Consider the following 20,852-nt stretch of genomic DNA (forward strand, 5'->3'; position numbering starts at 1 on the left):
CGCCCTCAGCCGTTCGACAGCGCGTCGAGCACGCGGTCGAGTTTGGTGTCCACAGAGGCGAGACCGGTGTCCATGGAATCGAGACGGGTGTCCATGGAATCGAGACGGGTGTCCATCGAGTCGAGACGGGTGTCCATCGAGTCGAGACGGGTGTCCATCGAGTCGAGCCGCGTGTCCATCGAGTCGAGACGGGTCGAGATCTCCTGAAACCGGACGTCGTGCGCACTCAGCTGTGCACTGATCTCCTTGAACCGGTTGTCTTGACGGTTCAATCTGCCGTCGACCGAGGTGAGCAGGTCGTAGATGGCCTGCACGTCGTTGTCGAGCTGACTTATCTTGTGCTCCATGGCGGCGGAGGTCATCGGCATGCCACGACCATACTCGCGCACGGGGCGATGCGAGAGGCCCAAGGCGATCTGTGGATAACTGAGTTCGACCTCGCGTAGAGAGAAGCGCTACTTCTTCTTCGGCGCCAGCTGCTCGATGATCGCCTTGGCGACATCCTGCATCGTCAGTCGGCGATCCATCGACGCCTTCTGAATCCAACGGAACGCCTCGGGCTCGGAAAGGCCCATCTTCTCGTTGAGCAGACCCTTTGCGCGATCGACGAGCTTGCGGGTCTCGAAGCGCTCGACCATGTCGGCGACCTCGGCCTCGAGCGTGATGATCTGCTCGTGACGGGCCAGGGCGATCTCGATCGCGGGCAGCAGGTCGTTCGGAGTGAACGGCTTGACGACATACGCCAACGCACCGGCCTCACTCGCGCGCTCGACGAGCTCCTTTTGGCTGAACGCCGTCAGCAGCACAACCGGGGCGATGTTGCCCTTGCTCAGCTTCTCGGCGGCCGAGATGCCGTCAAGCTGCGGCATCTTCACGTCCATGATCACCAGATCGGGGCGCAGCTCGGTTGCCAGCTGCACCGCCGTCTCGCCGTCGCCGGCCTCACCGACGACGTCGAAGCCGTTGTCACGCAGGATTTCAACGATGTCCAGACGGATCAGCGATTCATCCTCTGCCACCACGACGCGACGCGGTGCGGATGCGGACCCGGAGTTCTGTTCCTGCTCAGTCACCCTAAGATCCTACGGTATCGTCGTAGTTCGGCGTGCAACGTGCACGTGTGCGCCGATGTGGCGGAATGGCAGACGCGACCGACTCAAACTCGGTTGCCCGCAAGGGCGTGTGGGTTCGACTCCCACCATCGGCACATATTTTGAAACTCTCCGCTCCCTCGAAAGCGCTGGATCGCGAGCCATCCCACCCGTTCCCGCGTTGGGTGACGTCTTTGCTGAACGCCGTCCGATGTGGTCGCTTCGGTCTGGTGAAGCGGCCATTCGGGGCGGCGACCGCGGCGGCGCCCGATAGCGCCGGCCGATGTGGTCGCTTCGACCTGGGGAAGCGGCTACTCGGGACGGCGAACGGGAGGCGTCCGAGCAACGCCGTCCGATGTGGTCGCTTCGATCTGGTGACGCGGCTGTTCGGGGCGGCGACCGCGGGGGCGCCCGATAGCGCCGTCCGATGTGGTCGCTTCGATCTGGGGAAGCGGCTGCTCGGGACGGCGAATGGGAGGCGCCCGATAACGCCGTCCGATGTGGTCGCTTCGATCTGGGGAAGCGGCTGTTCGGGACGGCGACCGCGGGGCCTCCGATAGCGCCGGCCGATGTGGTCGCTTCGATGCGGTGAAGCGACCATTCGGGACGGCGACCGCGGGGCGTCGGGCAACGCCGTCCGATGTTGTCGCTTCGGTCTGGTGAAGCGGCTGTTCGGGACGGCGAATGGGAGGCGCCCGATAACGCCGTCCGATGTTGTCGCTTCGATCTGGGGAAGCGGCTATTCGGGACGGCGAATGGGAAGCGAGGCGCCGAAGAGACCCAGTCGGACCCGAGCCCTGGCTCTCGAGCCGCACGCCCTCACGCAACAGCCGCGCGCCCTCACGCTACAGCCGCACGCCCTCACGCAACAGCCGCGCGCCCTCACGCAACAGCCGCGCGCCCTCACGCGACAGCCGCGCCTGCGCGGGAGACACGACGGGCGTTGACCGCGTTCAGCGCTCCCAGCACGGCGACCACCCCTACTGCCGCGGCGAGCACTCCTGTGGCATTCCACGCCGCGGCGGCGGGTACCAGCAGCCATGGCACGACGATGCCGGCAGGCCCCCACATCACGACGTCACGCCAGGGCGCGCCGTAGCGCAGCGACTCGGCGGTGCTGGAGAGGAAATACAGGCTGACACCGCCAGCGAGGCACACCGCCGCTGCGAACGGCAGTCTGCCCGCGGCATCCGCGACAGCCGTGCCGACTCCGGAAGCGAACAGCACCACACCTGCGATCAGCAGGAACGGCAGATACATCACCGTGTCACGCAGACCCTCGACGCTTCCCCGTCCTTGCAGCCGATGCAATCCGAGTTCAACCGCGCCTGTGGCAAAGCTGAAGAACACCCATGCCAAGATGGCGACGGCAACGAATCCGAGCAGCGCTGCGAGCCAGGTCGCCGGTGCCCAGTGCTCGTCAAGCTCGGTGATGATCGAGAGCACCGATTCGCCGAACACGATGACCACGAGCAGGCTGACCCGCTCGACGAGATGGTCGACATCGAGGGTGCGCCGCAGCCAGGAAGCGCCACTGCCCAACCGTGTCAGCAGGGTGATCTCGATCACCAGGGCGAGCGCCCACAGCAAGTAGCGCCAGGCGCCGCCAGCCCAGATCGACGCCGTCCACAGCGCGGCCGGCACCAGACAGTACAGCCATGGGCGCCACCAGACCACGCCGATCGATCGCCGCTTCATCAGCCAGGGCAGCATCCACACCACGCGGATCACAGCGTTGCCGAGCGCGAACGCGGCGTTGCGCGCGGTGAGGGCTTCGGGAACGGCGGCGGCCATGAAGCCGATCGCCATCAGGGCGATGATCACCGATATCCAGATGACGGGGGTGACCCGCGCGCCGAAGAGGTTCATCGTCACGCTCGCGTTGATCCACGCCCACCATGCAGCGGCCAGTAGCACCGCGAACACGACGCCGTCGACCAGGGTGGGGTCGCCGTGCATGGTGTGCGCGATCTGGCCGATGTAGGCGACCATCGCCAAGTCGAAAAGCAGCTCAAGCCAATGCACGCGGCGCCCCGCCGGCGGATGCTTCTGTGCGCTCACGCGCCCAGCCTAGGGACGACGCGAGCGGGATGCCTCGTGGTGAGGCATCCCGCTCGTTCGCATTCCGTGCGACTACGCCTGGTGGTCGCGGTAGATGGGTGCGTTGCCGTGCACGGCGTCGCCCACCTTGTGGATGCGGATGTCGTTGGTCGAGCCGATGATTCCGGGAGGGGATCCGGAGATCACGACGACCTTGTCACCCACCTCGCACAGCTTGTTGCCGAGCAGGTACTCGTCGACCTGGATGAACATACGGTCGGTGTGGGGAACGTGCTCCACGAGGGACGACTGGATGCCCCAGGTGATGGCCATGCGACGGCGAATCGCCGGGTCGGGCGTGAAGGCCAGCATCGGGATGCGGGGCCGCAGCCGTGACATGCGCCGAGCCGTATCGCCCGACTCGGTGAAGATGCACAGGTACTTCGCCTCGACGAACTCGGCGACCTCGAGTGCGGCGGCCGTGATGGCGCCGCCCTGTGTGCGGGGCGTGGTGCCCAGCGGCAGGATGCGTTCCAGGCCGTGGTCTTCGGTGGAGGCGATGATGCGCGCCATGGTCTGCACCACGATCACGGGGTAGTCCCCCACGCTGGTCTCGCCCGAGAGCATGACAGCATCGGCACCGTCGAGCACCGCGTTGGCGACGTCGCTGGTCTCGGCGCGGGTGGGCACCGGGTTGTTGATCATCGTCTCGAGCATCTGCGTGGCCACGATCACCGGCTTGGCCATGCGCCGGCACAGCTCGACCGCGCGCTTCTGCACGATCGGCACGGCCTCGAGGGGCAGCTCGACGCCGAGGTCGCCGCGAGCGACCATGATGCCGTCGAACGCGTCGATGATCTCTTCGAGGTGATCGACCGCCTGCGGCTTCTCGATCTTGGCGATCACGGGAACACGGCGGCCCTCTTCGGCCATGATCTCGTGCACGCGCTCGACGTCGGCCGCGTCGCGCACGAACGACAGAGCGATGATGTCGGCGCCGGTGCGCAGGCCCCAGCGCAGGTCGGCTTCGTCCTTGTCGCTGAGCGCAGGAACGTTGACGGCCACACCGGGCAGGTTGATGCCCTTGTTATTGGAGACCGGGCCCCCGACGATGACCTTCGTGGTCACCACGGTTCCGTCGGTCTCGACGACCTGCACCCGGACCTTGCCATCGTCGATCAGCAGGAAGTCACCGGGCTTGACGTCTTGCGGCAGTCCCTTGAAGGTCGTGGAGACGAGCTCCTTGGTGCCCGGGACGTCGTCGACCGTGATCTTGAAAGTGTCGCCCTCGGCGAGGTCGTGCGGGCCGTCGGCGAACTTGCCCAGCCGGATCTTCGGGCCCTGCAGGTCAACAAGCACCGCGACGGGACGCTGGGCGTCTTCGGCCGCCTTGCGCACGTTGGCGAAGTTGTTGTCGTGCACGGTGTAGTCACCATGACTGAGGTTGAAGCGGGCGACGTCCACACCGGCGTCGATGATGGCACGAACCATCTCATACGACGATGTGGCGGGGCCCAGGGTGGCGACGATCTTCGCGCGTCTCATACCGAGGAGTACTCCGGGTTTCTGTTATCTTTTGCGAATTTTTCGCAGGGAAAGGGGTTGCGCCCAGCCTACGCGGGCTGTACGCCGATCGCGACATCGTTCGCGGCGACCGGGGTCGGCAGCGCGGTCTCGCCCACGAGGTATCGGTCGGCGGCTGCGGCAGCCGCCCGGCCTTCGGCGATCGCCCAGACGATCAGCGACTGGCCACGGCCGGCATCCCCGGCCACGAAGACACCGGGAAGGTCGGTCTCGAACCGCGGGGTGCGCTTGAGGCTGCCGAGCCTGGTGAAGGGGAGGTCGAGCTGCGCGTCGATGGCCTCGCGCTCCGGGCCGCGAAAGCCCATGGCGATGAGCACGAGATCGGCGGGGATCTCGCGCTCGGTGCCGGCCTTGGGCACGCGCCCGCCGTCCACGTACTCGGTCTCGGCGACGCGCAGCGCGGTGACGGCCCCGTTCTCGTCAGAGAGGAACTCGACTGTCGAGGCGAGGTATGAGCGATCCCCACCCTCTTCATGTGAGGACTGCACTTCGAACACGGTCGGGAACATCGGCCAGGGCTGGTGCTCGGGACGATCCGCCGACGGCTGTCGGCCGATCGCGAGGTTGGTCACGCTCAGCGCGCCCTGCCGGTGCGCGGTGCCGATGCAGTCCGAACCGGTGTCGCCGCCGCCGATCACGACGACGTGCTTGCCGTCGGCGCTGATCTGGTCACCGACCACATCGCCGGCGGCGACATGGTTGGCCTGCACCAGATAATCCATGGCGTAGTGGATGCCGGTGGCATCGCGACCGGGGATCGGAAGATCGCGCGGCACAGTCGCACCGGTCGCGATCACCACGGCGTCGTAGCGGGCCCGCAGCTGGTCCCACGTGATGTCGCGGCCGATCTCCACGCCCGGACGGAACTTCGTCCCCTCCGCCTCGAGCTGGGCAAGGCGCGCATCGACGACCGCCTTCTCGAGCTTGAAGTCGGGGATGCCGTACCGCAGCAGCCCGCCGATGCGGTCGTCTCGCTCGAAGACGGCCACGGTGTGTCCGGCGCGGGTGAGCTGCTGAGCGGCGGCGAGCCCCGCCGGTCCGGAGCCGACCACGGCGACGGTCTTGCCGGTGAGGCGCGCGGGAGGCTCGGGCTCGACCCAGCCCCGCGCGAACGCCTCGTCGGCGATCGTCTGCTCGATGCGCTTGATGGTCACGGGCGGCTGGTTGATTCCCAGCACACATGCGCTCTCGCACGGCGCGGGGCACAGCCGTCCGGTCAGCTCGGGGAAGTTGTTGGTCGCGTGCAGACGCTCGCTCGCCTCGTGCATGTCATCACGGCGGGTGAGGTCGTTCCACTCCGGAATCAGGTTGCCCAGCGGGCAGCCCCGATGGCAGAACGGCACACCGCAGTCCATGCAACGACTCGCCTGCCGTTGCACCATGGTCAGGTCGGTGGGTTCGTAGACCTCTTTCCAGTCCATGATGCGCACCGGGACCGGGCGACGCGGCGGAAGTTCCCGCTCGGTCACCTTGAGGAAGCCCTTCGGGTCAGCCATGGGTCACCTCCAGAATCCTGTTCCAGACGACATCGCCGTCGGGGTCCAGCCCCTCGTCGAGTGCGTTCTGTCGGGTCTGCAGAACCGCGGCGTAATCGCGCGGCAGCACGCGGACGAAGGCCGCGATCTCGGCGTCGAAGTCGTCGAGGATCGCAGCGGCATGGGTCGATCCGGTCTCTGCCACGTGGCGCTCCAGCAGATCGCGGACGATGGCCGCGTCGGCACTGCCCAGCGGTGTGAGCTGAAGCTCGCCGCTGGCCAGGGCCTCGGCGTTCACGTTCGATTCCTCGAGGCGACGGACGTAGGCCGTGCCCCCCGACATCCCGGCACCCAGGTTGCGGCCGGTGCGCCCGATGATGACGGCAAGACCACCCGTCATGTACTCCAGTGCATGGTCGCCGACACCTTCGACGACCGCTGTCGCGCCGGAGTTGCGCACGAAGAACCGCTCCCCCACCACGCCCCGCAGGAACATGCTGCCGCTGGTGGCGCCGTAGCCGATCACGTTGCCGGCGATGACATTCTCGGATGCCTCGAAGCGGGCGGCACGCGGAGGTCTGATCACTATCTGACCGCCCGACAGGCCCTTTCCGACGTAGTCGTTCGAGTCGCCCTCCAGCCGCAGGGTGATGCCGGCGGGAAGGAAAGCACCGAAGGACTGTCCCGCGGAGCCGGTGAGATTCAGCTCGATCGAGTCGGTCGTCAGACCGTGTTCGCCATGCGCCTTGGTGACGTGGTGGCCCAGCATGGTGCCGATGGCACGATCGGTGTTGCGCACCGGCAGATCCAGGCTGATGTGACCGCCGCCGGCGATGACGTCCTTGGCCTGCTCGATGACGGCCACATCGAAGTGCTCGTCGATGTGGTGCTCCTGGTCACGCAGGTGCCGGCGCGGCTCGTCGGGCGCGAAGGTGGCCCCGTGCAGGATCGGGCTGAGGTCCAGTCCCTCGGTCTTGAAGTGCCGCACCGCGTCGTCGATGTCGATGAGTTCGGCGTGGCCCACGGCCTCGTCGATGGAGCGGAAACCCAGAGCGGCCAGATGCTCGCGCACCTCTTCTGCGATGAACTCCATGAAGTTCACGACGTGCTCTGCCTGCCCGGTGAACCGGTCGCGCAACAGCGGGTTCTGGGTGGCCACACCGACCGGACACGTGTCGAGATGACACTTGCGCATCATGATGCAACCGGCCACCACCAGCGCGGTGGTCGCAAACCCGAACTCCTCAGCGCCCAGGAGTGCCGCGATGATCACATCGCGGCCGGTCTTGAGCTGTCCATCGGCCTGCACCACGACCCGATCGCGCATTCCGTTGAGCATCAGGGTCTGCTGGGTCTCGGCCAGCCCGAGTTCCCACGGCGTGCCCGCGTGCTTGAGGGAGTTCAACGGGCTCGCACCGGTGCCGCCATCGTGTCCGGAGACCAGGATGACATCGGCCAGCGCCTTGGCTGTTCCGGCGGCCACGGCGCCGATTCCCGACTGGCTGACCAGTTTCACCTGGACGCGGGCGCGCGGGTTCGCACGCTTGAGATCGAAGATGAGCTGCTTGAGGTCTTCGATCGAGTAGATGTCATGGTGCGGCGGCGGCGAAATCAGCCCCACGCCGGCGGTCGCGTGACGCGTCCGCGCGATCCACGGGTACACCTTCGCCGGCGGCAGTTGCCCGCCCTCGCCGGGCTTGGCGCCCTGGGCAAGCTTTATCTGGATGTCATCGGCCGAGGTCAGGTAGAGACTCGTGACGCCGAAGCGTCCGGATGCGACCTGCTTGATGGCGCTGCGCCGCCGAGGGTCGAGCAGCCGGTCGACGTCTTCGCCGCCCTCACCGGTGTTCGACTTGCCGCCGATCGAGTTCATGGCGATGGCGAGCGTCTCGTGCGCTTCGCGAGAGATCGATCCGTAACTCATCGCACCGGTGGAGAACCGCTTGACGATCGCCGAGACCGGCTCGACCTCTTCCAGCGGCACGGCAGGACGCTGGCCGGTGCGCAGCCGGAACATGCCGCGCAGCGTCTTCAGCTCGGCCGACTGGTCGTCGACCAGCTTGGTGTACTCGCGGAAGATGTCGAAACGGCGAGTGCGGGTCGAATGCTGCAGCCGGAAGATCGTCTCGGGGTTGAACAAGTGCGGGGGGCCGTCGCGGCGCCACTCGTACTCACCGCCGGTCCACAGGCGTTCGTGGGCGCGCGCGGCGTCGTCTTTCGGGTACGCGAAGTCGTGCCGCACCTGGTTCTCAGCCTCGATGTCCTCGAGACAGATCCCGCCGATCTTCGATTCGGTTCCGGTGAAGAAGTCATCGATGAGCTCTCGGCCGAGTCCGACCGCCTCGAACACCTGTGCGCCGGTGTACGACGAGACCGTGGAGATGCCCATCTTCGACATGATCTTCAGCACGCCCTTGCCCAGCGCATAGATCACGTTGGCGACGGCCTTCTCGGGGGTGAGCCCGGTGATCTCGCCGGAGCGGACCAGATATTCGACCGTCTCCATCGCCAAGTACGGGTTCACCGCTGAGGCGCCGTACCCGAGCAAGGTCGCCACGTGGTGCACCTCGCGCACGTCGCCGGCCTCAACGACCAGCGCGACCTTCATGCGATCCTGCTGCCGGATCAGGTGGTGATGCACTGTCGAGACCAGCAGCAGCGACGGGATCGGCACGAGGTCTTTGTCGGAGTCACGGTCGGAGAGGATCAGGAACTCCGCGCCATCTGCAATGGCGGCATCCGCTTCAGCACAGATCTCGGCGAGGCGCTTGCGCATTGTGCCGGGGCCGGCGTCGAAGTGGTACAAGCCGCGGATCGTGACCGCGCGGCGCCCCGGCATGGTGCGCTCGATGTTCTGGATCTTCGCCAGTTCATCGTTGTCGATGACCGGAAAGTCGATGGTGATTTGGCGAGCGTGGTCCGGTCCCCACTCCAACAGGTTCCGTTCGGGCCCGATGCCGGTGCGCAGGCTCGTGACCACCGCCTCGCGAATCGAGTCCAGGGGCGGGTTGGTCACCTGGGCGAACTGCTGGGTGAAGTAGTCGAACAGCAGTCGCGGTCGCTCGCTGAGCACGGCCACCGGCGTGTCGGTGCCCATCGCGCCGATCGGCTCGGCAGCGTTCTGCCCCATCGGGGTCAGCAGAATCCGCACTTCTTCCTCGGTGTAGCCGAAGGTGCGCTGTCGACGGGTGATCGAGGCGATCGGGTGCACGACGTGCTCGCGCTCGGGCAACTCGCTCAGAGCGAGCTTCTGGCGCAGCCAGAGGTCCCACGGGTGCAGCGCGGCCAGGTCCGCCTTGATTTCCTCATCGTCGACGATGCGGTGCTGCGCGGTGTCGACAAGGAACATGCGACCCGGCTGCAGACGGCCACGGCGCGCGATGCGCTCCGGTTCGAACTCCAACACGCCCGTCTCGCTGCCGATCACGACGAGCCCGTCGGTGGTCTGCGTCCAACGGCCGGGACGCAGACCGTTGCGGTCGAGAGTGGCACCCACCAGCGTTCCGTCGGTGAAGATCATCGCCGCGGGGCCGTCCCACGGCTCCATCTGCAGAGCGTGGTACTCGTAGAACGCCCGCAGATCGGGGGCCAGATCGGTGCGTCCCTCGTACGCTTCGGGAACCATCATCAGCATCGCGTGCGGCAGGCTGCGTCCGGTGAGCGTCAGCAGCTCGAGCACCTCGTCGAACGATGCCGAGTCGCTGGCACCCGGCGTGCAGATCGGCAGCAGCGGCGTGATGTCGCCGACGAGGTCGGAGGCCAGTTGCGACTGCCGGGCGCGCATCCAGTTGCGGTTGCCGCCGACGGTGTTGATCTCGCCGTTGTGCGCGAGCATGCGCAGCGGCTGCGCGAGCGGCCAGGACGGGAAGGTGTTGGTCGAATAGCGCGAGTGCACGACCGCCAGCTCGGACGCGAAGCGTTCGTCCTGCAGATCGGGATAGAACGGCTCGAGCTGCAGGGTCGTGACCATCCCCTTGTAGCCGAGCGTGCGCGCCGACAGGGAAACAAAATACGCGCCCAGTTCATGCTGGGCGCGCTTGCGCAGACGATAGACCCGACGGTCGAGTTCGAGCCCGGACATCGCCGGCGCACCGCCGATGGCGGGGCGGGACAGGAACAGCTGCTCGAACACCGGGCGCGCGTCGTAGGCGAGCTTGCCCAGGTGCGCGTCGTCGGTGGGCACCGAGCGCCAGCCGAGCACGACGAGGTTCTCGCTCTGCGCGAGCTGCTCGATGCCGTCCTTCTGCGCCTGACGCTCGGCGTCGTCGGTGGGCAGGAAGACCATGCCGGCGGCGTATTCGCCCACCGGTGGGAGCGCGAAGTCGGTGACCGCGCGCAGGAATGCGTCGGGCATCTGAGTGAGGATGCCCGCGCCGTCGCCGGTTCCGGCGTCGGAGCCGATGGCACCTCGATGCTCGAGGTTGCGCAATGCCGTCAGGGCCAACTCGATGATGTCGTGACCGGGCTTGCCGCGCAGGGTGGCGACCATGGCCAGGCCACAGGCATCCTTCTCGAAAGCGGGGTTGTACAGGCCCTGCCGGGGCGGGAACGAACCGGTGGACCGGGACGCACGAGGGGTCGCTGTCATTGAGCTGCCGTCCTCACTGAACTCGGGATGGGACGACGTCGGCCCAGGGACTGGAAGCGGTGCTGGCTGCCCGGGCTGAGGTGTCAGTCTCGGGCGCTGCCTGCGACTGCTTCGCTCGTGACGGCAGCCGCGGGATCGAGATCATCGACAGGATCACTCACGTCGACGAATTCGGGGGTGACTCCCGATTGTACAGCCCCCGGACCGCTCCATTCGCGGCCGGGACGATATGGCGAGGGTTCGAGCCCGAGGTGACGCTTCTTCTGCGCGATCATGATGACAAGACCGAGGATGACGCCGATGATGGCCGCCCACACGTTCGTACGCAGGCCGAGGAAGACGTCACTGGGGTCGATCCGGATCGACTCCCACACGATGCGACCGGCGCTGTACCAGATCAAGTACAGACCGAACAGACGGCCCCACTGCAGACGCAGTCGGTGTCCGGCCCACAGCAGCACGGCCGCGCCGAGCAGGTTCCAGATCATCTCGTAGAGAAACGTCGGGTGGAACAGGGTTCCGGGGGCCAACCCTGCCGGGAACGCCGGGTTGGTCGCTTCGATTTCCAGACCCCACGGCAGTGAGGTGGGGAGGCCGAAGAGCTCGTGATTGAAGTAGTTGCCCAGGCGGCCCATCGCCTGCGCGACGATCAGGCCCGGAGCCAGCGCATCGGCGAACGACCAGAAGCGGATTCCCGTCCACCGGCAGCCGAGCCAGGCGCCGATCGCGCCACCGATGAGGGCGCCGTAGATGGCGATGCCGCCCTCCCAGATGAACAGCGCCGACCAGGGGTTGCGGCCCGCTCCGAAGTAGAACGAGAAGTGCGTGAGCACGTGGTAGATGCGTGCGCAGATGATGGCCAGCGGCACCGCGATCAGGGCGATGTCGATGACCACCCAGGGTTCGGCGCCGCGCTTGCTGAGGCGGTGGTTCGTCATCAGGGTGGCCACGATGATGCCCGCGATGATGCACAGCGCGTAGAAGTGGATGCGCAGCGGCCCGATGTCGAAGTAGCTGACAGAGGGGCTCGGGATGCTGGCGAGCACGCCGTTGATCGCGCTGGCGGGGGCAAACGTCATGGGTACGAGTCTAAGCGTTTGCGGCACGTGCCCCGTGCGCGGTGCCCGCGGCCAGGGCACGCGCGGTCTGTGCCAGCCCGTCCAGTCCCCCGTCACGCAGGGCGCGTACGAGCGCTGTGCCGACGATCGCACCGTCGGCGTAGTCGAGGGTCTGGGCGATCTGCTCGGGCGTCGAGATCCCGATGCCGACGCAGCTGCGCGCCGCGCCGTGCTCGCGCAACCGCGCGACCAGCGACCGGGCCGCAGCATCCAGCTCCGCCCGCTCGCCGGTGATCCCCATCGTCGAGACCGTGTACACGAATCCGGTCGTGTTGCCGACGATGAGATCAAGCCGCTCGTCGGTGGAGGTGGGAGCGGCCAGGAACACACGGTCCAGACCGGTTCGCTCGCTGGCCGCGATCCACTCGCCGGCTGCATCCGGGGTGATGTCGGGGGTGATCAGCCCCGCTCCCCCCGCCGCGAGCAGGTCGTCGGCGAACCTGTCGATGCCGTACTGCACGACCGGGTTCCAATACGTCATCACCGCGACCGGAACCCCGCCGCGCTCACTTATCTCACGCACCGCCGGAAAGAGATCGCGCAGCGTGAAGCCTGCTGCCAGAGCCGCCTGAGTGGCCTCTTGGATGACCGGGCCGTCCATCACCGGGTCGGAGTACGGTGGGCCGAGTTCGATGATGTCGGCGCCGCTCTGCGCGAGGGTCACGGCCGCCTCGATGCTCGTGCGCAGATCGGGATAGCCCAGCGGCAGGTAGCCGATGAAGGCGCCCCGTCGGGTGGCACGGGCAGCATCGATGGCATCGGCAAGCGGCGAGCTCATGCGCTGCCCTCTTCGTCGTAGAGCCCGAAGTACCGGGCCGCGGTGTCCATGTCTTTGTCGCCGCGACCCGACAGACTCACCGCTATCAGGCCGTCGGGTCCCAGCTCGCGCCCGATCCGCAGAGCGCCGGCCAGCGCGTGCGCCGACTCGATGGCCGGGATGATGCCTTCGGTCTCGCTCAGCAGGCGCAGCGCGTGCATGGCCTCGTCGTCGGTTGCCGGAATGTACTGGGCGCGGCCGATCTCAGACAGCCAGGCGTGCTCGGGGCCGACGCCCGGGTAGTCCAGGCCGGCCGAGATCGAGTGTGACTCGATGGTCTGACCATCATCGTCCTGCAGCACGAAGGTCTTCGCCCCGTGCAGGATGCCCGGACGGCCCCGCTCGATGGATGCCGCATGCTCATCGGTGTCGACGCCGGCACCGGCTGCCTCCACGCCGTAGAGCTTCACGTCAGCGTCATCCAGGAAGGCGTCGAACATCCCGATGGCGTTCGAGCCGCCGCCCACACATGCGATGACGGCGTCGGGCAACCGCCCCACCTCATCGAGCAGCTGAGCGCGCGCCTCATCGCCGATGATCTTCTGGAAATCACGGACCATGGCCGGGAACGGGTGCGGGCCTGCGGCTGTGCCAAAGATGTAGTTGGTCGTCTCGACGCTTGCCACCCAGTCGCGGTAGGCCTCGTTGATGGCGTCTTTGAGGGTGCGCGAGCCGTTGGCGACCGGCACCACCTCGGCGCCCAACAATCGCATGCGTGCGACGTTCAAGGCCTGGCGCTGCGTGTCGACCTCACCCATGTAGATCGTGCAGTCGAACCCGAACAGGGCGGCAGCTGTCGCGGTGGCCACGCCGTGCTGCCCGGCGCCGGTCTCGGCGATGACTCTGGTCTTTCCCAGCCGCTGGGTCAGCAGTGCTTGCCCGATGACGTTGTTGATCTTGTGCGAGCCGGTGTGGTTCAGGTCTTCGCGCTTGAGGAAGATCCGCGCTCCGCCGGCGTGCTCGGCGAACCGCGCCACCTCGGTGACCGGCGAGGGGCGGCCGGCGTACGACTGGAGCAGCCGGTGGTACTCGGCCTGGAACCCCGGATCGACGATCGCGGCTTCGTACACCGCCGTCAGCTCGTCGATCGCAGCGATGAGCGACTCGGGCATATAGCGCCCGCCGAAGTCGCCGAAGAAGGGTCCGTGTGCATCGCGCAGACTCATGCGCCCACCTCCGTCTCGGTCAGGAAAGAGCGCAGCGTCGCCACCGGATCGCCGGTGACCAGCGCCTCGCCGATCAGCACCACATCCGCCCCGGCGGCGCGGTAGTGGGCGACATCGTCGGGCGTCTTCACGGCCGATTCGGCCACCTTGATGACACCGGCCGGGATGCCGCCGGCCAGCCGGCCGAACAGGTCGCGATCCAGCTCGAAGGTCGTCAGATCCCGGGCATTGACACCGATCAGCCGGGCTCCGATCTCGACCGCCCGGGCCACTTCGTCGGCGCTGTGGGCCTCGACCAAGGGCGTCATGCCCAGCTGTCGAACCAGGTCATGCAGGGTGCGCAACCTCGCCTGGTCGAGCGCTGCCACGATCAGCAGAACGATGTCGGCGCCCGCCGCGCGCGCCTCGAACACCTGGTACGGGGTGGCGATGAAGTCCTTGCGCAGCACCGGCAGCGACACCGCCGCCTTCACCGCCTCGAGATCGGCCAGGCTTCCTTTGAAGCGTCGGCCCTCGGTGAGCACCGAGATGGTGCTCGCGCCACCCTGCTCGTACGAGCGTGCCTGCAGCGCTGGATCGGGGATGGCTGCCAGGTCGCCCCGCGAGGGGCTGGCACGTTTGACCTCGGCGATCACCTTGACCTGCCCCGCCGGAGCGAGCGCACGCAACCCATCGCGCGCGGGTGACTGGTCGGCCGCTCGTCGCTCGATCTCAGCCAGCGGGTGCTGCGCTTCGCGCGCGCGGGCATCCTCAACGGCGCCGGCCGTGAGGTCGGCGAGCATACTCAATGCTCTTTGGCGGTGTACTTGGGACCGTTGACGCCGTACCCGACCTTGGCGAGCACGAAGCCGACGATCAGTCCGATCACGACCACCACGACACAGGACCACACGAGCCACGGCACGTTGAGGAAGAACGCCGTGGTTCCGACCGCGATCCCGACCAGCATGATGATCACGGCCGTCCAGGCGGCCGGCGAGTGTCCGTGGCCGGGATCGGCGATGGGGTTGCTCATGGGTCTCCTTCGTCAGCGGGCGCGGCGGCGATCCGCGCGGTGTCAAGTCTAGCGGCGGTCTTCGCCGGCAGTGGGATCCGCGCCCCGTGACAGGTCGTCCCACGAGTCGACGGCGTCGAGAGTGCCGGCTGCGGGTGCGTGCGCGGCGTTGTCGGTGCGGTACTTGCGGCCGCTGGTCGACCAGCGGTGCGCAGTGGCGATGACGAACACACCCACCGCCAGCAGCACCACCCACAAGATCACCGTGATCATCGGCCACGCCGTGGCGGTGATGCCCGAGACCAGGTGCGACACGGGTTCGTCGCCGGTGATGCCGGTCGCGTCTGTGACAGTGCGTGCCACTGCCGAGATGGGAAGCCCGAAGGCGACTCTGACCGTGACGATGCCGAGGATGACGGCGGCGGCCACGGCGATGGCTCCGAAGATGTAGCGCAGCACACGCCCGACGATCGACAGCGCCAGTCCCAGGGCCAGCACGGCGAGGCTCAGCGGCGCCAAGACCGGCACGGCCGCGGCCCCGGTGACCGTCAGGGCGTCGGACGCGGCACCGGTCAGGCTCACGTGCAGCCAGGTCTGGGTCGAAGAGAGCACGCCCCCGGCGCCGCACAGCATGATCACGACGACGGCGATCGTTCGAGCGCGCGCCATCATGGGCGGCCGCCGACGGCCGGGTCGAGGTCGTCGGCGTCGAAACAGGTGCGGTCACCGGTATGGCACGCCGCCCCGATCTGCTGCACCGAGACCAGCACGGTGTCGCCGTCGCAGTCCAGCCGCGCCCCGCGCACAAGCTGAATGTGGCCCGATGTGTCGCCCTTACGCCAGTACTCTTGGCGCGAGCGAGACCAGAACGTGACCCGGCCTTCGCTGAGGGTGCGTCGCAGCGCCTCGGCGTCCATCCATCCGAGCATGAGCACCTCGCGGGTGTCCCACTCCTGGATGATCGCGGGCACCAGACCCTGCTCGTTGAACGCCACGCGGGCGATGCGGTCCTCGATGGTGTCGGTCATGCGCTCTCCCCCGTTCTGCGGGTCGGGATGCCATCGGCCTCAAGCGCCGCCTTGACATCGGCGATCGACAGCTGCCGGGAATGGAAGACGGATGCCGCCAGCAGAGCATCGGCGCCCGCGTGCACAGCGGGCGGAAAGTCGGCGGCGACCCCGGCCCCGCCGGAGGCTATCACCGGCACCGAAGACAACTCACGCATGAGGCCGATCAGCTCGAGGTCGAATCCCTTCTTGGTACCGTCGGCATCGATCGAGTTGACAAGCAGCTCACCGGCGCCGCGGTCGATGGTCTCACGCGCCCACGCGAGTGCGTCGAGCTCTGTGGCCACCCGGCCACCGTGCGTGGTCACGACGAATCCTGAGGGCGCGGCATCCGACCGCTTCACATCCAACGAGAGCACCAGCACCTGCGCGCCGAACCGGTCGGCGATCTCATCGATCAGGGCCGGGCGGGCGATCGCTGCGGAGTTGACCCCCACCTTGTCGGCCCCCACCGACAGCAGGCGCGCGACGTCGTCGGCCGAGCGCACCCCTCCGCCGACCGTCAGCGGGATGAAGACCTGCTCGGCCGTGCGCCGTACGACCTCGTAGGTCGTGGCGCGTTCGTCGACGGTGGCCGTCACGTCGAGGAAGGTGAGTTCGTCGGCGCCCTGGTCGAAGTACAGCCGGGCCAGTTCGACAGGGTCGCCCATGTCGCGCAGATTCCGGAAGTTGACGCCCTTGACGACCCGGCCGGCGGCAACGTCGAGACACGGGATGACCCGCGTGGCCAGGGTCATCACAGCCTCGCGGCGTGGATCGGGGTCACCAGGATCGCGCGTGCCCCGAGTCCGTACAGCGCATCCATCACGCGGTTGACGCTGCGACGCGGGCTCATCACGCGCACGGCCACCCATTCCGGATCGCGCAGGGGCGAGATCGTCGGCGACTCGATGCCCGGCGCCAGCGCGACGGCCTGGTCGACCAGGTTCGCGGGCAGGTCATAATCGATGAGCACGTAGCGCCGGGCGACCATGACGCCCCGCAGGCGACGCAGCAGCGTCTCGGTACCGTCGACATCGTTCGGGCCGGCCACGAGAACCGCCTCGGAAGTCAGGATCTCGGGACCGAACACCTCGAGACCCGCCTGCCGAAGCGTGGTGCCGGTCTCGACCACGTCGGCGATCGCGTCGGCCACGCCGAGTTCGACGGCCGACTCCACCGCCCCGTCCAGCGGAACGAGATCGACGGCGATATCGCGTTCGTCGAGGAACGCATCGACCAGCCCCGGATACGAGGTCGCCACACGAACACCGTCGAGATCGGCGACGTCGGCGAACCGACCGGGGGGCGCGGCGAAGCGGAACGTCGAGTGCGCAAAGCCGAGCGCCGCAATCTCGCGCGCGCCGGGCATCCGCGCATCGCGCAGCAGGTCGCGCCCGGTGATGCCGACGTGCAGCGCTCCCGAGCCCACGTAGGTGGCGATGTCTTTCGGACGCAGATAGAAGAACTCGACCTCGTTCTCGGGGTCGATCAGGTGCAGTTCCTTGCTGTCGCGGCGACCGGCGTAGCCAGCCTCGGCGAGCATCTCGGCGGCCGTGTCCGCCAGCGAGCCCTTGTTGGGAACAGCTATTCGCAGCATGGGGGTCTTTCGGTCAGGGAGGTGTAAGGGTGTGAGGTGACATCACAGATGTCGGTACACGTCCTCAAGCGTCAGCCCCTTGGCGATCATCATCACCTGAAGGTGGTAGAGCAGCTGCGAGATCTCTTCGGCTGCGGCATCCGTCGTCTCGTACTCGGCGGCCATCCAGACCTCGGCCGCTTCTTCGACGATCTTCTTTCCGATGGCATGCACTCCGGCGTCGAGCTCTGCGACGGTGCCGGAGCCCGTGGGTCGGGCGGTCGCCTTCGCGGTCAGTTCCGCGAACAGGGAGTCGAACGTCTTCACCATGCCAGGGTACCGGTCCGCGCGCCCGCCGCGGACCGCGTGACCGTCAGTGGTGGTGTGAGGCCACCGTCGATCGCAGCGCGCGGATAGCCTGTTCCGGGTCGTCGGCCCCGAACACCGCAGAGCCGGCGACGAAGGTGTCGGCACCCGCCTCGGCCGCCTGGGCAATGGTCGACGGTGCGATTCCACCGTCGACCTGCAGCCACACCTGCGCGCCGCGGCGCTGGGCCTCGTCGCGCAACCGCCGCAGCTTGGGCATGGTCTCGGGCATGAACGACTGGCCGCCGAACCCGGGCTCGACCGTCATGATGAGGATTTGGTCGAAGTCGTCGAGCATGTCGAAGAGCCCCTCGACGGCAGTGGCGGGCTTGACCGCGACGCCGGCGCGTGCCCCGATCGCGCGCAGCCGGCGCGCCAGCGCCACCGGTTCGGCAGCGGCCTCAAGGTGGAAGGTGACCGACGCCGCCCCCAGTTCGGCGTACCCGGGTGCCCACCGGTCAGGGTCGTCGATCATCAGATGCACGTCCAGCGGCACGGGGCTGGTCGCCTGGATGCGCTCGACCATCTGCGGCCCGAACGTGAGGTTGGGCACGAAGTGGTTGTCCATGACATCGACATGCACGAAGTCGGCCGCCGCGATGCGGGCGAGCTCTGCCTGCATGTTCACGAAGTCGGCGGCGAGGATGCTGGGGTTGATACGCGCGTCGAAGGCCACGCCCCCCATTATGTCGGCCCGATCAGTTGCGTCGGCGCAGCAGGCTGATGAACATCGCGTCGGTGCCGTGCCGGTGCGGCCACAGTTGCGCGCGCCCTGATCCGTCGCCGGGGGCCGGCAGATCCAGTGGTGCACGGCTGAGCCCCTGCAGCACCGCCCGAGCATCCAACTGCTCGATGCGCTCACCGTGGGTGCGCTCGATCTCGGCGAGCACGCCGGTGGTCTCGGCCAGATGTGGCGAACAGGTGACGTAGGCGACGATGCCAGCCGGTCGCAGCGCGCCCAGCGCCGCAGTGAGAAGTTCGACCTGGAGCGCGGTCAGCTCCGGCACATCGGACGGCGATTTGCGCCAGCGCGCCTCGGGCCGACGACGCAGGGCTCCCAGGCCCGTACACGGTGCATCGACGAGGATGCGGTCGTAGGAGTCGGGGGTGGATGCCGCGAGTCGGCGCCCATCTTGCTCGGTCACCGTCACGTCGCCGGGCACGCCGGCCAACGCAGCGCGCACCAGACCCGCGCGCGCCGGCACGAGTTCGTTCGCCTCGAGCACGGCGCCGTGCGAGAGCGCCTCGGCCGCCAGGATCGCCGTCTTGCCCCCGGGGCCGGCGCACAGATCGAGCCAGCGCTCACCGTGTCGGACCGGTTCGGCACGGGTGAGGGCGAGGGCAGCCAGCTGCGAGCCCTCGTCTTGCACGCGCAAGCGGCCGCCCGAGCCGCTCACGAGCGGCTCGGGGTCACCGCTGCCGGCGCGGAAGCCGAGCGGGGAATACGCTGTGCGAGCGTGCCCGCTCGGAATGCCGGCCAGACCGGGAAGGGCCGCCATCGTCACGCGTGGGGCCTCGTTGTCGGCGTGCAGCAGCGCGTCGAGCTCGGCGACCCGGCCCTCGGCCGCGAGGGCCCGGCGCAGAGCCCGGATGATCCACACCGGGTGGGCGGTGCGCAGGGCAAGACGCTCGTCGTCTGAGCGGGCGGACTGCTCGATGCGTGCCATCCACTCGCCGGGTGTGTCGCGCGAGATGCGACGCAGCACGGCGTTCGCGAATCCCGACGCGGGGCGCCCCGCGGTGCGGCGCACAAGGTCGACGGTCTCGTTGACGGCGGCATGCGATGCGATGCGGGTGGACATGATCTGATGCACGCCCAGACGGAGCGCATCCAACACCGCGGGGTCGATCCTGTCGGCCGGGCGGTCTGCCGCCGCAGCGATCACGGCGTCGTAGGTCGCCTGGCGGCGCAGCGTGCCGTAGGTCAGTTCGGTGGCCAACCGCGCGTCGGTCGACGAAAGCGCGGCGCGGGTGATCACCCGCGGCAACAGCAGGTTGGCATAGGCGTCATCGGCGGCGACCGCGCGCAGCACCTCGAACGCGACGCCGCGGGCATCGGCGCTCATGAACCGGCCACCGGGTCATCGACTCGCAGGCCCCGCCACCAGTCGGCCGCGGCCATCGCCGGCTTGCCGGCCGGCTGCACGCGATCCACGGCGATCGGCTCGCTGGCGGTTCCGACGAGGATGTCGGTGCCCTCGGCGGCGATGCGTCCCGGCGCCAGGCCATCGCCGTGGCTGCCCGGCCGCGCTGCGAGGATCTTCACCCGGGCGCCGCCCACGGTGGTGAAAGCACCCGGCTCTGGAGTCACGCCCCGCCAGCGGGCCAGCACCCGATCAGCGGGTTCCTTCCAGTCGAGCCGGCCGTCGTCGACCGTCAGCTTGGCGGCCGTGGAGGCTTCGCCCTCCTGCGGCACAGGCTCTGCCCGGTCATGCGCGATGGCATCGACGACCTCGTCGACGAGGTATGCCCCGCGGTGCGCGAGGGCGTCGAGCACATCGCCGGCTGTCGCCATCGCCGGCGGCTCGTAGCGCAGTCGGGCGTAGACGTCGCCGGCGTCGAGCTCGGGCACGAGAGCGAACACACAAGCCCCGAGTGTCTCGTCGCCGGCGATGAGTGCCCGCTGCACGGGTGCGGCGCCCCGCCAGCGTGGAAGCAGCGAGAAGTGCAGGTTGATCCAGCCGTGCGTCGGAGCCGACAGCAGTGGTTCGTGCACCAGCCCGCCGTAGGCGACGATCACGCCGAGGTCGGGCTGCGCTGCCTGCACCGCTGTCGTGGCGGCGTCATCCAAGCGCGCCGTCTTGATCAGCGGCAGACCGAGCTGCCTGGCGGCCTCTGCGACCGGTGAGGGCGTGAGCACCCGTTTGCGCCCGAGCGGGGCATCGGGGCGAGTGAGAACGGCGACGATCTCGTGCGGCCCTTCGGCCAGGCGGTGCAGAGTCGGCACCGCAGCGGTAGGGGTGCCGGCGAACACGACGCGCATAATCT

General features: G+C 68.1%; 19 protein-coding genes and 1 tRNA gene. 1 reads left to right on the forward strand and 19 read right to left on the reverse strand.

Annotation, left to right across the window (positions count from 1 at the left end):
• Window positions 1–5: 5 nt before the first annotated feature.
• Window positions 6–368: a hypothetical protein gene (locus ET475_RS15335; RefSeq protein ID WP_129392228.1), complete on the reverse strand. Its 363-nt coding sequence runs from the start codon at window positions 366–368 to the stop codon at window positions 6–8.
• Window positions 369–455: 87 nt separating this feature from the next.
• Window positions 456–1,073: an ANTAR domain-containing response regulator gene (locus tag ET475_RS15340; RefSeq protein ID WP_129392231.1), complete on the reverse strand. Its 618-nt coding sequence runs from the start codon at window positions 1,071–1,073 to the stop codon at window positions 456–458.
• A gap of 51 nt (window positions 1,074–1,124) precedes the next feature.
• Here ET475_RS15340 and ET475_RS15345 point away from each other — a divergent pair.
• Window positions 1,125–1,207 (forward strand) — tRNA-Leu (locus ET475_RS15345).
• A gap of 787 nt (window positions 1,208–1,994) precedes the next feature.
• On the opposite strand, the gene ET475_RS15350 is transcribed toward ET475_RS15345, so the two are convergent.
• The 17 genes from ET475_RS15350 to fmt form a co-directional block, all read right to left on the reverse strand.
• Window positions 1,995–3,152 (reverse strand): low temperature requirement protein A, encoded by a 1,158-nt coding sequence (locus ET475_RS15350; protein ID WP_129392234.1) that lies wholly within the window; start codon window positions 3,150–3,152, stop codon window positions 1,995–1,997.
• Between the two features lie 72 nt (window positions 3,153–3,224).
• The gene (gene pyk, locus ET475_RS15355) at window positions 3,225–4,676 is read right to left on the reverse strand and encodes a pyruvate kinase (RefSeq protein WP_129392237.1); all 1,452 of its coding nucleotides are present in this window, start codon (window positions 4,674–4,676) and stop codon (window positions 3,225–3,227) included.
• Window positions 4,677–4,744: 68 nt separating this feature from the next.
• Window positions 4,745–6,211, reverse strand: coding sequence for a glutamate synthase subunit beta (locus ET475_RS15360; protein WP_129392241.1), 1,467 nt, complete (start codon window positions 6,209–6,211; stop codon window positions 4,745–4,747).
• Window positions 6,204–10,778, reverse strand: coding sequence for a glutamate synthase large subunit (gene gltB / locus ET475_RS15365; protein ID WP_129392245.1), 4,575 nt, complete (start codon window positions 10,776–10,778; stop codon window positions 6,204–6,206). The genes ET475_RS15360 and gltB overlap by 8 nt, the downstream gene beginning before the upstream one ends.
• An 83-nt stretch (window positions 10,779–10,861) precedes the next feature.
• Window positions 10,862–11,857, reverse strand: a complete 996-nt coding sequence (lgt, locus tag ET475_RS15370) for a prolipoprotein diacylglyceryl transferase (protein WP_129392248.1) — start codon at window positions 11,855–11,857, stop codon at window positions 10,862–10,864.
• A 10-nt stretch (window positions 11,858–11,867) separates the two neighbouring features.
• Complete coding sequence (trpA, locus tag ET475_RS15375; protein WP_129392251.1) at window positions 11,868–12,674, reverse strand: tryptophan synthase subunit alpha; 807 nt, start codon at window positions 12,672–12,674, stop codon at window positions 11,868–11,870.
• Window positions 12,671–13,879 carry a tryptophan synthase subunit beta gene (trpB, locus tag ET475_RS15380; protein ID WP_129392254.1) on the reverse strand — a complete coding sequence of 403 codons (1,209 nt, stop codon included), beginning with the start codon at window positions 13,877–13,879 and terminating at the stop codon, window positions 12,671–12,673. The genes trpA and trpB overlap by 4 nt, the downstream gene beginning before the upstream one ends.
• A complete protein-coding gene (gene trpC / locus ET475_RS15385; protein ID WP_129392257.1) occupies window positions 13,876–14,661 on the reverse strand; it encodes an indole-3-glycerol phosphate synthase TrpC in 786 nt (261 codons plus the stop codon). Before trpC ends, trpB begins: the two co-directional genes overlap by 4 nt.
• A 2-nt stretch (window positions 14,662–14,663) precedes the next feature.
• The gene (locus ET475_RS15390) at window positions 14,664–14,894 is read right to left on the reverse strand and encodes a DUF6704 family protein (protein WP_129392260.1); all 231 of its coding nucleotides are present in this window, start codon (window positions 14,892–14,894) and stop codon (window positions 14,664–14,666) included.
• A gap of 48 nt (window positions 14,895–14,942) precedes the next feature.
• Window positions 14,943–15,545, reverse strand: coding sequence for a Trp biosynthesis-associated membrane protein (locus ET475_RS15395; protein WP_129392262.1), 603 nt, complete (start codon window positions 15,543–15,545; stop codon window positions 14,943–14,945).
• Entirely contained in the window at window positions 15,542–15,901 is a 360-nt protein-coding gene (gene hisI, locus ET475_RS15400) for a phosphoribosyl-AMP cyclohydrolase (RefSeq protein WP_129392264.1), read from the reverse strand. The genes ET475_RS15395 and hisI overlap by 4 nt, the downstream gene beginning before the upstream one ends.
• Window positions 15,898–16,677: an imidazole glycerol phosphate synthase subunit HisF gene (gene hisF, locus ET475_RS15405; protein WP_129392267.1), complete on the reverse strand. Its 780-nt coding sequence runs from the start codon at window positions 16,675–16,677 to the stop codon at window positions 15,898–15,900. Before hisF ends, hisI begins: the two co-directional genes overlap by 4 nt.
• The gene (gene hisG / locus ET475_RS15410) at window positions 16,677–17,519 is read right to left on the reverse strand and encodes an ATP phosphoribosyltransferase (protein WP_129392270.1); all 843 of its coding nucleotides are present in this window, start codon (window positions 17,517–17,519) and stop codon (window positions 16,677–16,679) included. Before hisG ends, hisF begins: the two co-directional genes overlap by 1 nt.
• Before the next feature lie 42 nt (window positions 17,520–17,561).
• A complete protein-coding gene (locus ET475_RS15415; protein ID WP_129394053.1) occupies window positions 17,562–17,825 on the reverse strand; it encodes a phosphoribosyl-ATP diphosphatase in 264 nt (87 codons plus the stop codon).
• Window positions 17,826–17,871: 46 nt separating this feature from the next.
• Complete coding sequence (rpe, locus tag ET475_RS15420) at window positions 17,872–18,549, reverse strand: ribulose-phosphate 3-epimerase (protein ID WP_129392272.1); 678 nt, start codon at window positions 18,547–18,549, stop codon at window positions 17,872–17,874.
• 13 nt (window positions 18,550–18,562) lie between these two features.
• Window positions 18,563–19,930, reverse strand: a complete 1,368-nt coding sequence (locus ET475_RS15425) for an RsmB/NOP family class I SAM-dependent RNA methyltransferase (protein ID WP_129392274.1) — start codon at window positions 19,928–19,930, stop codon at window positions 18,563–18,565.
• Entirely contained in the window at window positions 19,927–20,847 is a 921-nt protein-coding gene (gene fmt / locus ET475_RS15430; protein WP_129392276.1) for a methionyl-tRNA formyltransferase, read from the reverse strand. The genes ET475_RS15425 and fmt overlap by 4 nt, the downstream gene beginning before the upstream one ends.
• Between the last annotated feature and the right edge of the window lie 5 nt (window positions 20,848–20,852).

The organism is Microbacterium protaetiae (assembly GCF_004135285.1).
In the GTDB taxonomy this organism is placed as follows: domain Bacteria; phylum Actinomycetota; class Actinomycetes; order Actinomycetales; family Microbacteriaceae; genus Microbacterium; species Microbacterium protaetiae.

Excerpts from the sequence above, each read along its gene's own strand:
- ET475_RS15335 (WP_129392228.1), bottom strand. The coding sequence starts at position 368 with ATGCCGATGACCTCCGCCGCCATGGAGCACAAGATAAGTCAGCTCGAC.
- pyk (WP_129392237.1), bottom strand. The coding sequence starts at position 4,676 with ATGAGACGCGCGAAGATCGTCGCCACCCTGGGCCCCGCCACATCGTCG.
- ET475_RS15360 (WP_129392241.1), bottom strand. The coding sequence starts at position 6,211 with ATGGCTGACCCGAAGGGCTTCCTCAAGGTGACCGAGCGGGAACTTCCG.
- gltB (WP_129392245.1), bottom strand. The coding sequence starts at position 10,778 with ATGACAGCGACCCCTCGTGCGTCCCGGTCCACCGGTTCGTTCCCGCCC.
- lgt (WP_129392248.1), bottom strand. The coding sequence starts at position 11,857 with ATGACGTTTGCCCCCGCCAGCGCGATCAACGGCGTGCTCGCCAGCATC.
- trpA (WP_129392251.1), bottom strand. The coding sequence starts at position 12,674 with ATGAGCTCGCCGCTTGCCGATGCCATCGATGCTGCCCGTGCCACCCGA.
- trpB (WP_129392254.1), bottom strand. The coding sequence starts at position 13,879 with ATGAGTCTGCGCGATGCACACGGACCCTTCTTCGGCGACTTCGGCGGG.
- trpC (WP_129392257.1), bottom strand. The coding sequence starts at position 14,661 with ATGCTCGCCGACCTCACGGCCGGCGCCGTTGAGGATGCCCGCGCGCGC.
- ET475_RS15390 (WP_129392260.1), bottom strand. The coding sequence starts at position 14,894 with ATGAGCAACCCCATCGCCGATCCCGGCCACGGACACTCGCCGGCCGCC.
- ET475_RS15395 (WP_129392262.1), bottom strand. The coding sequence starts at position 15,545 with ATGATGGCGCGCGCTCGAACGATCGCCGTCGTCGTGATCATGCTGTGC.
- hisI (WP_129392264.1), bottom strand. The coding sequence starts at position 15,901 with ATGACCGACACCATCGAGGACCGCATCGCCCGCGTGGCGTTCAACGAG.
- hisF (WP_129392267.1), bottom strand. The coding sequence starts at position 16,677 with ATGACCCTGGCCACGCGGGTCATCCCGTGTCTCGACGTTGCCGCCGGC.
- hisG (WP_129392270.1), bottom strand. The coding sequence starts at position 17,519 with ATGCTGCGAATAGCTGTTCCCAACAAGGGCTCGCTGGCGGACACGGCC.
- rpe (WP_129392272.1), bottom strand. The coding sequence starts at position 18,549 with ATGGGGGGCGTGGCCTTCGACGCGCGTATCAACCCCAGCATCCTCGCC.
- ET475_RS15425 (WP_129392274.1), bottom strand. The coding sequence starts at position 19,930 with ATGAGCGCCGATGCCCGCGGCGTCGCGTTCGAGGTGCTGCGCGCGGTC.
- fmt (WP_129392276.1), bottom strand. The coding sequence starts at position 20,847 with ATGCGCGTCGTGTTCGCCGGCACCCCTACCGCTGCGGTGCCGACTCTG.